At 67.2% G+C, this 13,542-nt stretch carries 15 protein-coding genes; 2 read left to right on the forward strand and 13 right to left on the reverse strand.

All coding sequences use genetic code 11. From position 1 onward, the window contains the following. Nucleotides 1-8: 8 nt before the first annotated feature. The 4 genes from IM25_RS03745 to IM25_RS03760 form a co-directional block, all read right to left on the reverse strand. A complete protein-coding gene (locus IM25_RS03745; protein ID WP_006553672.1) occupies nt 9-902 on the reverse strand; it encodes a carbohydrate ABC transporter permease in 894 nt (297 codons plus the stop codon). Continuing rightward, on the reverse strand, nt 899-1,825 hold the full coding sequence (locus tag IM25_RS03750) for a carbohydrate ABC transporter permease (RefSeq protein ID WP_052040160.1): 927 nt from the start codon (nt 1,823-1,825) through the stop codon (nt 899-901). Before IM25_RS03750 ends, IM25_RS03745 begins: the two co-directional genes overlap by 4 nt. 115 nt (nt 1,826-1,940) lie before the next feature. Further along, nucleotides 1,941-2,882 (reverse strand): L,D-transpeptidase, encoded by a 942-nt coding sequence (locus IM25_RS03755; RefSeq protein ID WP_006553674.1) that lies wholly within the window; start codon nt 2,880-2,882, stop codon nt 1,941-1,943. 211 nt (nt 2,883-3,093) lie between these two features. Beyond that, nucleotides 3,094-3,723, reverse strand: coding sequence for a hypothetical protein (locus IM25_RS03760; protein WP_033098412.1), 630 nt, complete (start codon nt 3,721-3,723; stop codon nt 3,094-3,096). A gap of 140 nt (nt 3,724-3,863) precedes the next feature. Between IM25_RS03760 and IM25_RS03765 the strand changes: the two genes are divergently transcribed. Together IM25_RS03765 and IM25_RS03770 are read left to right on the forward strand one after the other, a co-directional pair. Beyond that, complete coding sequence (locus tag IM25_RS03765; protein WP_033098413.1) at nt 3,864-5,201, forward strand: wax ester/triacylglycerol synthase domain-containing protein; 1,338 nt, start codon at nt 3,864-3,866, stop codon at nt 5,199-5,201. Between the two features lie 57 nt (nt 5,202-5,258). Then, nucleotides 5,259-5,696 carry a PaaI family thioesterase gene (locus tag IM25_RS03770; protein WP_033098414.1) on the forward strand — a complete coding sequence of 146 codons (438 nt, stop codon included), beginning with the start codon at nt 5,259-5,261 and terminating at the stop codon, nt 5,694-5,696. 26 nt (nt 5,697-5,722) lie between these two features. Here IM25_RS03770 and IM25_RS03775 read toward each other — a convergent pair whose 3' ends face one another. The 9 genes from IM25_RS03775 to IM25_RS03815 form a co-directional block, all read right to left on the reverse strand. Further along, nucleotides 5,723-6,691, reverse strand: coding sequence for an MsnO8 family LLM class oxidoreductase (locus tag IM25_RS03775; protein ID WP_065996462.1), 969 nt, complete (start codon nt 6,689-6,691; stop codon nt 5,723-5,725). 13 nt (nt 6,692-6,704) lie between these two features. Next, nucleotides 6,705-7,010 (reverse strand): hypothetical protein, encoded by a 306-nt coding sequence (locus IM25_RS03780; RefSeq protein WP_232333391.1) that lies wholly within the window; start codon nt 7,008-7,010, stop codon nt 6,705-6,707. After that, nucleotides 6,965-7,228, reverse strand: coding sequence for a hypothetical protein (locus IM25_RS03785; protein WP_033098415.1), 264 nt, complete (start codon nt 7,226-7,228; stop codon nt 6,965-6,967). The genes IM25_RS03780 and IM25_RS03785 overlap by 46 nt, the downstream gene beginning before the upstream one ends. A 28-nt stretch (nt 7,229-7,256) precedes the next feature. Continuing rightward, nucleotides 7,257-8,933 (reverse strand): FAD-dependent oxidoreductase, encoded by a 1,677-nt coding sequence (locus IM25_RS03790; protein WP_065995765.1) that lies wholly within the window; start codon nt 8,931-8,933, stop codon nt 7,257-7,259. Between the two features lie 125 nt (nt 8,934-9,058). Beyond that, nucleotides 9,059-9,283, reverse strand: a complete 225-nt coding sequence (locus tag IM25_RS03795; RefSeq protein ID WP_006553682.1) for a dodecin — start codon at nt 9,281-9,283, stop codon at nt 9,059-9,061. 92 nt (nt 9,284-9,375) lie between these two features. Then, on the reverse strand, nt 9,376-10,635 hold the full coding sequence (locus IM25_RS03800) for a serine hydrolase domain-containing protein (RefSeq protein WP_006553683.1): 1,260 nt from the start codon (nt 10,633-10,635) through the stop codon (nt 9,376-9,378). Nucleotides 10,636-10,741: 106 nt separating this feature from the next. Beyond that, nucleotides 10,742-11,293 carry a DUF6764 family protein gene (locus IM25_RS03805; protein WP_006553684.1) on the reverse strand — a complete coding sequence of 184 codons (552 nt, stop codon included), beginning with the start codon at nt 11,291-11,293 and terminating at the stop codon, nt 10,742-10,744. A gap of 117 nt (nt 11,294-11,410) precedes the next feature. Next, complete coding sequence (locus IM25_RS03810) at nt 11,411-12,463, reverse strand: DNA polymerase domain-containing protein (protein ID WP_065995766.1); 1,053 nt, start codon at nt 12,461-12,463, stop codon at nt 11,411-11,413. A gap of 1 nt (nt 12,464) precedes the next feature. After that, the gene (locus IM25_RS03815; RefSeq protein WP_065995767.1) at nt 12,465-13,529 is read right to left on the reverse strand and encodes an ATP-dependent DNA ligase; all 1,065 of its coding nucleotides are present in this window, start codon (nt 13,527-13,529) and stop codon (nt 12,465-12,467) included. Nucleotides 13,530-13,542 lie beyond the last annotated feature (13 nt).

Raw genomic sequence — 13,542 nt, forward strand, 5'->3', positions numbered from 1 at the left:
CTGAGGATTCAGCCCTTGACCGCACCGGAGGTGAGGCCCTTGATCATGTGCTTTTGCAGCACAAGGAAAATCACGAGAATCGGCAGCATCGCGAGCACGGTGCCGGCCATGACCGGACCCCAGTTCGTGACACCGTCGTTGTTCTGGAGTTGTGTCAGCCCGATCGGTAACGGCGCAACGGATGCGTCGTCGGCCATCAGGAACGGCCATAGATACTCGTTCCACTCGTTCACGACGGTGATGAGCGCGAACGCGACCATGGTCGGGCCGGATACGGGGAGGACCACGCGCCACAGCAGCCGGAACGGGCCCGCTCCGTCCATCCGTGCGGCTTCGATGATCTCGGCCGGAATGGACAGGAAATGGTTGCGCATGAGGAACGTTCCGAAGGCCACGCCTGCCAACGGCACGATGATGCCCTGGAAGGTGTTGCGCCAACCCCAGTCCGCGACGAGCGCATAATTGGAGATGACGGTGATCTGGTTCGGCACCATCAGCGCGGCGATGATGCCGAGGAAGACGATGTTCTTGCCGGGGAACCGCAGGAACACGAGACCGAACGCACTGAACACTCCGAGGACGAACTTCACCGTCGCCAGTATCGTCGTGATGACGATCGAGTTGCGCAGGAACAACCCGAACGGCACAGATTCGGTTGCCTCCGTGTAGTTCTGCGGATGGAAGACGCTCGGCCACCAGGTCACCGGCAGCGTGTAGATGTCGGGCCGCTCCTTGAACGATGTCACGACAATCCAATACAAGGGCAGAGCCACCACCAGCAGCACGAGCACCATGGCGACATAGGCCAGAGCCGTGACGGCGCGCTCTCGTCTTCGGTGCGAACGCGTTTCGTCCGCGGGTGCGACCAGGTGCACGACAGACTTCTCCGCGACAGCGGTCACGAGTGACCTCCTCGGTCCATGATGCGCACCTGATAAACGGTCACCGCGAGCAGTACCAGGAACATGATGGTGGCAACGGTGGCGCCGTAGCCGGCACGGAAGTTGCGAAACGACTCGTCGTAGATCTGGTAGACCATCGTGGTCGTGCCGGTCCCCAACGGACCCCCACGAGTCATGACGTTGATGATGTCGAAGACCTGGAACGAATTGAGCAGCACGGTGATCGACAGGAAGTAGGTGGTGGGCCGCAATTGCGGAAGGACGACGCGCCGGAAGCTCGTTCCCCGGGAGGCACCGTCGATGGCGGCGGCTTCGCTCAACTCGGGCCGGAGTCCCTGCAGTGCAGCGAGATAGATGACGAATGTGTAGCCGAGATTCTTCCACATGTACGTCAGGGTCACCATCACCAACGCCCAGTTGGAGTCCTGGTAGAAGTCCGGCGTCGGAATTCCCACCCGGGTCAGGACGTCCTGCACCAGACCGAAGTTCGGATCGAAGACGAACTGGAAGGCGATTCCGACGGCCGCACCGGAGATGACGAACGGTGCGAACAGCGCCGACCGGACGAGATTGCGTCCATGGAGCCTACGGTCCAGAAGCAGTGCGAGCCCGAGTCCCAGTGCCATCGAACCGGCAACGGTCGCCACGGTGAACACGATGGTGTTGCCGACGATCTCCCAACTGTCGGGACGCGTGAACCATTCTCGGTAGTTGGCGAGTCCGACGAAGGTCGAGTTCGGGCTCGCGATGTTCCACTCGAAGAAGGAGAGCCGGATGTTGTCGGCGAGAGGCCGGTAGGTGAACAGGATCAACAGCGCGAGATTGGGCCCGACCAATGCCGCGAAGAGCGCGTAATCGCGCCACGGGCGGTGGCGGAGGCCGCGTTCGTGTTGCGGCAGGGTTCGTTCCGGACTCGGTGACACCGGAGCAGTGTGTGCCGACAGAACGAACCATGGGTTACGAAAGGGCGACGCCCCCTGCTATTCCGGACGAACGTTACGAACCGGAAGCAGGGGGCGTCGGAGATGTGCGTCGGTGTCAGAGATTCCAGTCGCCGAGACCGTCCCAGCCGTTGAGGGTTCCACCGGCCGTGTTCTGCACGATCACCGGATCGCCCTTCTTGGCGTTCTCGTAGAACCACTTGCCGTCCTCGGTGCTCACGTTGAGGCAGCCGTGGCTGACGTTGGTGTTGCCCTGCGCGCCGACCGACCACGGTGCGGCGTGGAGGAAGATGCCGCTGTTGGACATCCGCGTCGCGTACTCGACGTAGGTGCGATATCCCTCGGGGCTGTCGACGGGCACCCCGTAGGTCGACGAGTCCATGTACATGTCGCGGTACTTCTCACCGACGATGTACGTGCCGTTCGGGGTGTCGTGGCCGGGCTTGCCGAAGGACGTCGGCATGGTGCGGACGACCTCGCCGTTGCGGGTGACGGTGATGGTCTTGGTGTTGTTGTCGGCGACCGTCACCAGAGCGTCACCGATGGTGAACGACGACTGAGTGTCGCCGGCCTTCACGGTCACCGCGGTGTTCGCGGGCCAGAACTCGAACGGCTTCCAGCGGACCTGCGTGTTCGACGCCCAGTAGAAGTGCCCGTCGACGGGCGGCTGCGTGGTGATGCGGATGGCGCGTTCGGCGGCTGCACGATCTCCGACGGCCTCGTTGAAGCGGATGATGATCGGCTGCGCGACACCCACCGTCTCCCCGTTCGACGGGTTGACGGACGGAGCGGAGAACGGGGCGGCCGGCTCGGGAGCGAGCTGGGGCGGAAGCTGCGGCGGCGTCACCCCGGGCGGCGTGAGCCCTTCGATCAGCTCTTGGACACTCGGCACCTCGGGCCCACCGGGCCACAGCGGTGCCGCGCTTGCAGGACCGGCGGTGGCCAGTGCCACGGCGGCTGCGCCCACGAGTGCAGCACCGATCCGCGCAGATCGGCGGCCCGTGCGGCGACCGTTCGACAAAGCTCGCTTTTCGAACATTCCACAACCCATCGTTCAGCGGTGCGCCGCGCCTTACTTCCCCTGCGCGGCGTGCTCGTACCCGTTCATTAGACACAGGACGGTTACGGACGGGCAATTCGAATGCGGACGGTCTCGGCGTTTTCCCAGGTCAGCGGACCGAGTGGTCTATTACGAATGCGGACGGCCACGGCGCGGGTGAACGGATATCACCCGCGCCGCAGACCCGCGGTCACACCATTTCCGGGACGTCGAGGTGGGCGATGACGAGCTCGAACTCACCGGTATCGAGCACCCTGGCGCCTGCTGCCCGAGTCACCTCGGAGCGGATGTCGTCGACATGTGCTCTGGTGCGGTCCATCGCCTCGGCACTGTCGAACGTCAACGAGGTCACCCCGCGACCACCGGCACGGTCGAGCATCAGGCTGGCGCTGCAGAAACCCTCGAGTTCCTCCATCCGCGGCAGCGCGGCCATCTTCCACATGTCCACACCGCGATCCACCTGCGCGGGATCGATGTCGACCCAGGTGACACTGCAGCAGGACCCACGGGTCGAGTGGTGATCGCGGTGCATGACGGCGATCTCCCAGTTGGCCACGTCCGTGGTGGCATGGAACATCCGGGCCGCCTCGTCCCGGAGCATGCGGGCCATGCCTTCGCTGGAGCGCAACACGTCCTCGTCCCGCCAGGAGCTGGTGGCGATGCATCGGCCCGAGCCGCGGTCGATCAGCAGGGACAGCCCCAGGCAACCGTTCATGTCCGCCAGGGCAGGCATCACGATGTCGCGTACGTGCTTGATCCCGGCGTCGATGTACGACGGATACGCATGAATTGTGGTGGAGCGTGCAAACACGATCGGCACCCCTCTCCTCAAGGCGGCGCCGACGCGGCGTCGCCGGTCGTTTCGGCGCGACCCCCCACCCGAAACCACCCGTGTTCACACTGCTCCCCTACTCGGCCGTAGGCAATAGACGGACAGCGTGCGTCTGTCATCCTCGAAGGGTGGCGGCCTCGAACGGCATCGACCGCATCGGTCCCGGAGACCTGATCGAACTCGTCTCGGACGTGGGACGGGTACCCATGAATGTCGGTGCTGCGATCTTCTTCGCCGGTGAGAACCTGACGAACCCCACGACACTGATGACCGTGCTCGCCGAACGCCTCGTCCGGATTCGACGCCTGCGGCAATGCCTGATCGAGCCGGCCTTCGGACTCGGGCGTCCCTACTGGCTCGACGACGCCCACTTCGACATCGATGCCCACTTCTCCCAGGTGCGGTGCCCCGGTCCCCGCGACAGGGACGCCGCACTGACGCTCGCCGCGGACGCCCTTACCCGGCCGCTGCCCCGATCGCAGCCGTTGTGGCGCGCGCTGCTCGTCACCGACATCGCGGACCCGAACGGGCACACGGCGTTGGTGATGGTGCTGCACCACGTCCTGGCCGACGGGATCGGTGGTCTGTCGATCCTGGCGCATCTCGTCGACGGCACGGACAGCACACCGCCCATGCCCGAACAGCGCGCTTCAACGCAACCAACCAGACGAGAGTTGTTCTACGACAATGCAATCGGTCACTTGCGGGCGCTCCGCCGCGCACCGCGAGCCGTCGCACGTCTTCCTGCAGCATGGACAGAACTCGGGAGGGGCGGCGGCGGACGTGCCCCGCGGTGTTCGTTGAACGCGCCCATCGGGTCTCGTCTGGCGCTCGAGACCGTCGAGGTGGATCTGGACACGCTCCGTCGGGCGGGACGGCAGTGGGACGCAACGATCAACGATGTGCTGCTGGTCGCCGTCGGGGGCGCCCTCGCCACCATCCTGCACAAGCGCGGCGAGTTCCCGTCCGAGCTGATGATCTCGGTGCCGGTCTCCGCCCGCACCGCTGCCACGGGTGGGCAACTGGGCAATCGCGTCGGCGTCATGCCCGTCCGGGTACCGCTGGACGGGACCCCGGAGCACCGGTCGGTATCCGTCTCCCGCACGACCCGACTGCAGAAGGCGAACGTGCGGGGCCTGTCTGCCGAACTACTGGGTCCGGTCTTCCGCGCCCTTGCGGCCGTCGGGGCGTTCCGCCGGTTCGTGGACCGGCAGCGCCGGGTCAACTCGTTCCTGTCCGACCTGCCGGGACCGTCGTCGACGCTCACCGTTGCAGGAGTGCCTGTCGCGTCGATGGTGCCGATGATCGTCACCACGGGCAACGTCGCGGTCGCTTTCGCGGCCCTGTCCTATGCCGGCACGCTGACCGTGGCGGTCGTCGTCGACCCCGATCTCGTCCCCGAACACCGTGACCTCACGGAGGCCCTGCGCGAACAGTTCCGCTCGATCGTCGCCTCCGCACAGTGACTGCCGGCCGCTCCGATGTGGCGGTCGGGAACCGAGGAGCGGAGTACCTTGCTGTGTATGTCGGAGGAGATCGCCGAGATCCGTACCCTCGCCGATGCCCGGAAGGTGTTGGCATCGCAACCGTTCAGTGTCCTGATCGGAGCCCGTCTGACCGAGTACGAGCGCGGCCGGGCAGTCCTGGAAATACCGCTCAGGGAGGAACTGCTCCAGCAGTTCGGCTTCGCGCACGGAGGTGTTCTTGCCTACGCGGCCGACAATGCGCTCACGTTCGCCGCAGGCACGGCCCTCGGGCCGTCGATCGTGACGACCGGCATGAGCCTCGACTACCTGCGGCCCGCCGGGGGCGTACTCCTACGCGCGGTCGCCATGATCGTCAGCACCAGTCGCAGGCAGGCACTGTGTCGTTGCGAGATCTACGCCGTCACCGAGGACGGGACGGAGAAGATGTGTGCGGCGGCGCAGGGCAGTGCTCGCCTGATCGATCTGAATCGTTGAGCGGGACAATCTGTTCCACCCTCCGTTCAGAGACCGAAGATCCTCGCCAGTCGCGCATCGGAGTCGTACAGGGCGTCGGTGTCGAAAGTGGATGCGGAGCTGAGCACCTCGTTCGCCCCGGTGGAGACGAGCAGTTTCTCGAGCCCTTCGGCCACCTGATCCTCGGTGCCGGCCAGCGAACCCTTCGCGGTCTCGTCGACGATGCGGCGGCGCCGCTCGGTCATCGGCTGCCGGCGGATCTCCTCGATCGGGGACAGCGGCGGGGACGCCCCCTCTTCGCGTGAGACGGCCATCGCCCAGGCCTCCGGAAGCTGCAGCTCCCGAGCCTCGGCTTCGGTGTCGGCGATGAGGATGTCCAGGCCGACGACAACATAGGGCTCAGCGCCGGGTGTGGCCGGGCGGAAGTCGGCGCGATAACGGTCGAACGGTTCCGATCCCTGCCGCAGAAGCGGTCCGGCGACGACGACGGGCAGGCCCAGACGCGCCGCCAGCCGCATACCCTGCCCGGTGCCGAGGACGAAGATCGGAGGCGGCTCGGACAGTCGAGGACGCACCGTCACTTCGGCGGTGCCGTGCAGATAACCGCGCAGTTCCTCGATGTCGGCGGCGAAGTCGTCCGCGTCGGCCTTGTGGGTCCGCAGCGCATCGCGCACAGGCGCGGTGAATCCGAGGGAACGACCGACACCCAGATCGATCCGTCCCGGGTGCATCGCTTCGAGCATCGCGAACTGTTCGGCGACGACGATCGGTTGATGGTTGGGCAGCATGACGCCGCCGGATCCCACTCGGATCCGGCTCGTCCGCTCCGCGATCGTGCCGATGAGCAGCGGTGGAGCTCCCGACGCGATGCCTGGGACGGCGTGGTGCTCGGCCACCCAGAAGCGGTGGTAGCCGGCCGCCTCGGCGAGTTCGGCGCGACGCAGGGTCTGCTGCAATGCGGCAGCGTCCGGCTGCCCCTCCCGGGTCCGGGAGCGGTCCAGCAACGACAACGCCACCTGCACGGTCGTCTCAACACCGCGACCGTCCCGGATCTTCCCTGCAGGTCAGGGATCTTCGGGACCCCAAGCGCGTCCGGCTGCGATCCAGTCCCCCGTGGAAGTGGAGTTGCCCGTGCTCCGAGGCCTTCTGCGCCGCGGCGACACCGTGTGCATCGGCGAGGTACAGCAGGAGATCGGCGATCGCGTCTCCGACCGCGACGACCTGGTCGCGGGCATCACCCGCTCGGATCGCCATCTCGGCGAGTACGCGCCCGGTGCCGATCGCCCCTGTCACCGCGGCTGGTCGTTGCGGGTGGCCGCCGTGCAGCGACGACACGGGACGACTCCGTGTTCACCCAGCTCCGCCAGGTACAGCGCGTCGATCCACGGCACGTGCGGAAAGCGGTCGAGTCGGGCACGGGAGAGCGGCACCCCGCACAGGGTCTGATTGGTGCCGGGTGTCCATGCGTGGGTGTCGCCGGACGGGTAGCGGATCCCGTCGGTATCGATCCATCGGCCCGACGCAGCGACTGCCGGATGGGAGTGCTGAGCCATGGGTCCGGGTTCCCGCCACCGGACGGGATTACTCGATCCGCGACGCTGCGAGCATCTCCTCGATCGAGACGAACTTCAGGCGCGAGCGTCCCGCCGCCGATCCGCGGGCCTTCTCCTGCTTGTCGATCTGCAGCCAGCCCCGGTAATCGATGTGCTCCGGACGCCGCTCGGCGACCAGCGCCGCCAGCTTCTCCCGATCGGCGACCGGCTCGGGCAGCTTGCCCTCGACGAAATCGTCGAGGATCTTCTCGACCGTTTCGGCAGAGCACTGCTTGTTGGTGCCGATCACGCCGCTGGGACCACGCTTGATCCAACCGGCGGTGTAGACACCGGGCACCGGTGCTCCGGTCTCGGCGTCGATCACCCGGCCGCCCTCGTTCGGGATGACCCCGCGCCGCTCGTCGAAGGGCAGACCGGCCGGCGCGGTGCCGCGGTAACCGATCGAACGCAGCACCAATCCCGCCGCGAGGATTTCGGTCTGTCCGGTCGGGCGGGCCTCGAGACGGCCGTCGACCTCGACCAGTTCGTTGCGCTCGAGGGTGATCGATTCGACAACACCGTCGCCGGAGATCTCCACCGGCGAGGCGAGATAGCGCAGCACGATCCGCTTGTTGCCCTCGGTGGGAGTGCGCTGCGCGAAGCCCTCGACCTGCCGCACCTTGAGCGTCAGGCGGGGTTCGACCTCCGGATCGTCGATCAGCGCGCGGCTGACCGGGTCGAGTTCGACCTCGACCGGGTCGACGACCACATCGACACCGGGCAGCGAGCCGAGCGCGAGCAGCTCCGGGTTGGTGTAGGCGGCCTGCGCCGGGCCGCGCCGGCCCACGACCACGACCTCGCGGATGTTCGACTTCCGCAGCGCCTCGAGCGCGTGCTCGGCGATGTCGGTGCGCGCGAGCTCGTCGGGGTCCATCACCAGGGCTCGCGCGACGTCCAGGGCGACGTTGCCGTTGCCGATGATCACCGCGCGTTCGGCCGACAGATCGAAGGTGTGGTCGGCGAAATCAGGGTGTCCGTTGTACCAGGCGACGAACTCGGTCGCGGCGCGGCTGCCCACGAGGGCCTCTCCCGGGATGCCCAGCGTGCGGTCGCCTGCGGCACCGACGGCGTAGATCACGGCGTGATGGTGCGCGAGCAGTTCCTCGTGGGTGATGTGGGTGCCGACCTCGACGTTGAAATAGCACTGGGTGTTCTTGTGGCCGATGGCGCTGCGGAAGAGGTCGCCGACTCCCTTGGTGCTCTGATGATCGGGGGCCACACCGGCACGCACGAGCCCGTAGGGGGTGGGCAGGCGGTCGAAGATGTCGACCTGCACCGCCGAGTGCGTCACCAGATCCATCGCGGCATAGCACGCCGCAGGACCCGAGCCGACGATCGCCACCCGCAGGGTGCCCAGCTCGGCGGGCAGCTTGCGGCGCGTGCGCAGCTCGGGCCAGTCCGGCCCGATCGGGTACCGCCGGTAGTACTCGGCGTTGATCTCGAGGTACGGCTCCTGCGCCGGCGTGAGTTCGTTGTCGGCGGCGATCGCGTCGACCGGGCACTCGTCGACACAGGCCCCGCAGTCGATGCACGTGTCGGGATCGATGTAGAGCATCTCCGTGGTCGCGAAGGGTGCTTCGTCGGGTGTCGGGTGGATGCAGTTGACCGGGCAGACCTCGACACACGAGGCGTCGTTGCAGCACGCCTGGGTGATTACATAAGCCACAGTTGTACCTGCCTACAGTGCCGATTCCGGACAACGAACGAGCCTCAGACTAGTACACGTTCCAGTTTCGGTCGAGAACCACGTTCTCAAAACCATATCATCGAATTTCCGGCTGTCGAGGTGCCTCAGATGTCCGTTTCGGCGCTCGATTCGATGCGGAAACCGATCTTGAGAGTGACCTGCGTGTGGGCCACCCGGCCGTCGTCGATGTGGCCCCGGATGTTGACCGTCTCGAACCACTCGAGATGCCGCGTGGTCTCCGCTGCTCGCGCCACCGCTTTCGCGATCGCGTCGTCGACTCCCGTCGTCGACGATCCGACGACCTCGATCACCCGGTAGACATGGCTCATGGCTGAACTCCTCGAATCGACGATGCTCCGATTCGGATCGTCCCGCCCTCGAGGGACCCCCGTCCCCGGAACCACGAAAATGACAGGAAGATTCAGGCACGACGCGCGAGCGACCGGGCGAGTTCGCCCAGCCGCGCCAGACGCAGGTCCCCGAGCGGGATCGCGCCGGCACCGAGCCGGTTGGTGACGAAGGCGAGCGACAGACCGGTGTCGAGATCGGCGTACGCCCCCGAGCCACCCACTCCGTAGTGCCCGAGCGCACCGCGCGGACGCTGGATGCTCGCGAAGATGGGCTGGTGGTAGCCGAGCCGCCACGCCATCGGCACACCGAGCACGTAGTCCCGGCTGCGCACCCGCACGCGCGACATCTCGTCGATCGTGGTGGCGTCGAGGAACTTCACGCCGTCGATCGTCCCGCCGGCGGCTATCGCCCCGTACATACGCGCGAGCGAGCGGGCGGTGAACACACCGTTCCAGCCCGGCATCACCGAGTCGTGCACGGCCGGGTCGCCGACGAGCCTGTCGAAGCCGTCGGGCATCGCGGCCTCGGCGAGACCGCGGGTCGGTTCGAGTCGCGACAGGACCGCGGCGCTCGCACCCCAGTGCAGGCCGACCGGGGCGAGCCGCGGGAAGAGCTTCGCGATACGGCCCCGTTCGTCATGAGGCACGCGGTACCAGAAATCGGGATCGCCGAGGGGCCGGGCTATCTCCTGCTCCACGACCTCCACGAAGGGCAGACCGGTCACCCGCTGCACGAGTTCGGCGACGAGCCATCCGTAGGTGACGGCGTGGTAGCCCGAGCCGCGTCGCCGCCGTCGATCCGGTGCCGCCTGCTCGAGTGCCGCGACGGTCGTCTCGTAGTCGAGGATCCCGCGCGTCCCCGGAACCAGACCGCGCACCCGGTGCAGGCCGGATCGGTGGGTCATGACGTCCGCGACGGTGATGTCATCTTTGCCGTTCGCGGCGAACTCCGGCCAGTACTGCGCAACGGGCGCGAAGTAGTCGATCACTCCGCGCTCGGCCAGACGGTGCACGACGGTCGACGCCACGCCCTTGCCGGTCGAGAACGACAACGCCATGGTGTCGCGGCTCCACCGCTTGTCGGGGGCCGACCAGCCGGACCAGATGTCGAGGACCTTCTCACCGTGGAGATAGGCGGTGAGTGCGCCGCCGCCGTCCCGGGGCCGCTTGTACAGCGAGAAGAACGCGTCGGCCAGCCGCAGGAATCGCGCATCGACGACCATCTCGGTCGGCGCCGCCGGGCCCGGCCGGGCGTCGATCCGCCCCGGGACGTGCACCGGTGCGAACGACGCTGTCGCCCCGGCAGGTTCGAAGACTGCTCCGGTCGTCATCGCGACACCTCCATCGGCATGTGCGACAGGCTACGACGACACGGAACGTAAAGGAAGGGTTTACGTACAGTCTGTCTGTCGAGGATCCCGGCGAGACGCGCCGAATCTACGGCAGGGGCGACGGCGGCGTCTGCGCGCCAGGAGTGAAGTACCGGAAGTCGCCCAGCACGACACACCCGCGTGCGGCCTCGAGTTCGAACGCGGCCGCCGCCGTGCCCTCGCACAACACCGGATCGTCGGCGTCGCCCACATAGGCCTGCGACTGCGGCCCCGCGGCGACGACCGCCGTGCCCGGACTTTCGAGCACACCGAGCGCCAGGGCCTCCTCCCCCACGCCGATCGCGAACAGCCGTCCCGACGTGCTTTCCCCGGCGCCGACACCGCCGTCGAATCCGGCGGCCACCACCTGTGCGGCACTGCGGGCATCGGCGAATCCCACGCCCCGCTCGGCATAGCTCCACGCCTCGGCGGTGCCGTCGGTGGACGCACCGCACGCTTCGCCCCCGTCGATCTGCACGATCTCGGCCGGGGCACCCGGCGGTGCCGTGCACGTCGTGGCCGCGGACGCGGTCTGAGGAATGAGGAAACCGACCCCGATGGCGGCAGCGAATACTGCCCCGACGCCGAGAACCCGACCGGACGCCCACGAGCGAATCACGACATCGACCCTTCCGAACCTCGAGTGACTGTTCTCTCGGACAGTTTATGGACTCGCACCTCGGGAGGACTCATACTCGAGGTCACGACAGGGACGCGATTCCCCGAACGTTCCGGTTCACGTGTCCTTTGCCCGGTCGGTGTCGCGGGACGGTTGGACGCGCTTCGGCTCCCCCGGCATCTTCGGGTGATTCGGCGGATACGGCAGGGCGCCGATACCGTCCGCCTCGTCCCGTTCGGCCATCTCGAGCAGAACGTCCAGCGAGTGCGCATGCGCATCGAGATCCGCCATCGGATCGCCGCGCTTCGCCAGCAGATCCGGCACCGTGGCGATCGTGAAGTCGTCAGGTTCGGCGTCGACCAGCTCGTCCCAGGTCAGCGGAGTCGAGACGGTCGCGATCGGGGTGCGACGGACCGAGTAGGCCGAGGCGATCGTCTTGTCGCGCGCGTTCTGGTTGTAGTCGAGGAAGAGCCGCTCTCCGCGCTCCTCCTTCCACCACGCCGTCGTCGCCCGCCCGTCGCTGCGCCGCTCGATCTCACGCATGAGCGCGATCCCCGCACGACGGACTCCGACGAAATCCCATTCGGGCACGATCCGCAGATAGATGTGGAGTCCCCGCCCACCGGACGTCTTGGGATATCCGGCGAGTCCCAGTTCGTCGAGAAGCGGGCGCACGACCTCCAGCGCCACGGCCCGCGCGTCGCCGAAATCGGTTCCCGGTTGCGGGTCGAGGTCGATGCGCAATTCGTCGGGACGGTCGGTGTCGCCGCAGCGCACCGGCCACGGATGGAAGGTCACGCACCCGAGATTGGCCGCCCACACCACGTCGGCAGCCGAACACACACGCAGCGCATCGGCGGTACGCCCCGACGGGAACGTGATCTCGCAGGTCGCCACGTGGTCGGGTCGCTTGACCGGTGCCCGCTTCTGATAGATCTCCTCCCCCTCGATGCCGTCGGGAAAGCGCTGCAGATGCGTCGGCCGATCGCGCAGAGCCGTCAGGATCGGTGCGTCGAACTCGGTGGCGACCCTGCGGTAGTACTCCACGAGGTGCCGCTTCGTGCCACCCGCGGCGCCGAGCTGCGGGAAGTAGATCTTGTCGGGGTTCGACAACCGCACGGGCGTGCCGTCGACGTCCAACTCCTCCGCGGGCGAACGCTTCGTGGCCATGTCAGTCCTCCGTCCGGTCGAGCACATCCGACAGGTCGTAGCGCACCGGCACCTCCAGCTGGTCGAACGTGCAGCTCTCGGGGTCACGGTCGGGACGCCACCGCAGGAACTTCGCTGCGTGCCGGAACCGCATCCCCGCTCCCGACACACCTTCCATCTGGTCGTACGCGACCTCCACGACACGTTCGGGACGCAACGGCACCCAGCTGCGGTCCACCGCCGAACGCCACCGCGTCGGTTCACCCTGCTCGACGACGTCGTCCCCGAGTCGCAGCGGTTGCAGTTCGGCGAGCAGTTCCTCGCGCCGCTCCCGCGTGAACGCCGAGGCTCCGCCGACCATCGCGAGTTCGCCGTCGTGATAGAGCCCGAGCAGCAACGACCCGATGCCCTCGACGCTCTTGTGCATGCGGTAGCCCATGAGGACGCAGTCGGCGGTGCGGGCATGTTTGAGCTTGAGCATCTCCCGCTTGTCGGGCACATAGAGCCCGTCGAGTCGCTTGGCGATCACGCCGTCGAGGCCGGCCCCTTCGAACTCCTCGAACCAGCGGCGGGCGGGATCGGTGTCGGTCGTGGCCACCGTGACATGACAGCTCTTCCCCCCGCCGATCTCGGACCGCAGCCGCGCGCGCCGCTCCGCGAACGGGGTCTCCATGAGATTCTCGTCGGCGAGAGCGAGCAGATCGAAACCGACGAACACGGCCGGTGTCTGCTCGGCGAGCATCGTGACCCGGCTGGCGGCCGGATGGATCCGCTCGGACAGCGCCTGCCAGTCGAGTCGGGTGCGGCCGTCGTGTTCGCGCGGGACGACGATCTCCCCGTCGACCACGCACCTGCGGGGCAGTTCGGCGCGCGCGGCGTCGGCGAGTTCCGGGAAGTAGCGCACGAGGTCCTTGCCTCCGCGCGAGCCGAGAACCACCTCGTCACCGTCGCGGAAGACGATCGCCCGGAAACCGTCCCATTTGGGTTCGTAGGACCACTCGTCGGGACCGTCTTCGGGTTGGGAGGGGACGGTGGAGGAGACCTTGGCGAGCATCGGGGCGAGCGGCGGCACCACAGGCAGGTCCATGCGGCACATCGTT

Origin of the sequence: Rhodococcus sp. p52 (assembly GCF_000763325.2) — a bacterium.
Taxonomy (GTDB): domain Bacteria; phylum Actinomycetota; class Actinomycetes; order Mycobacteriales; family Mycobacteriaceae; genus Rhodococcus; species Rhodococcus pyridinivorans.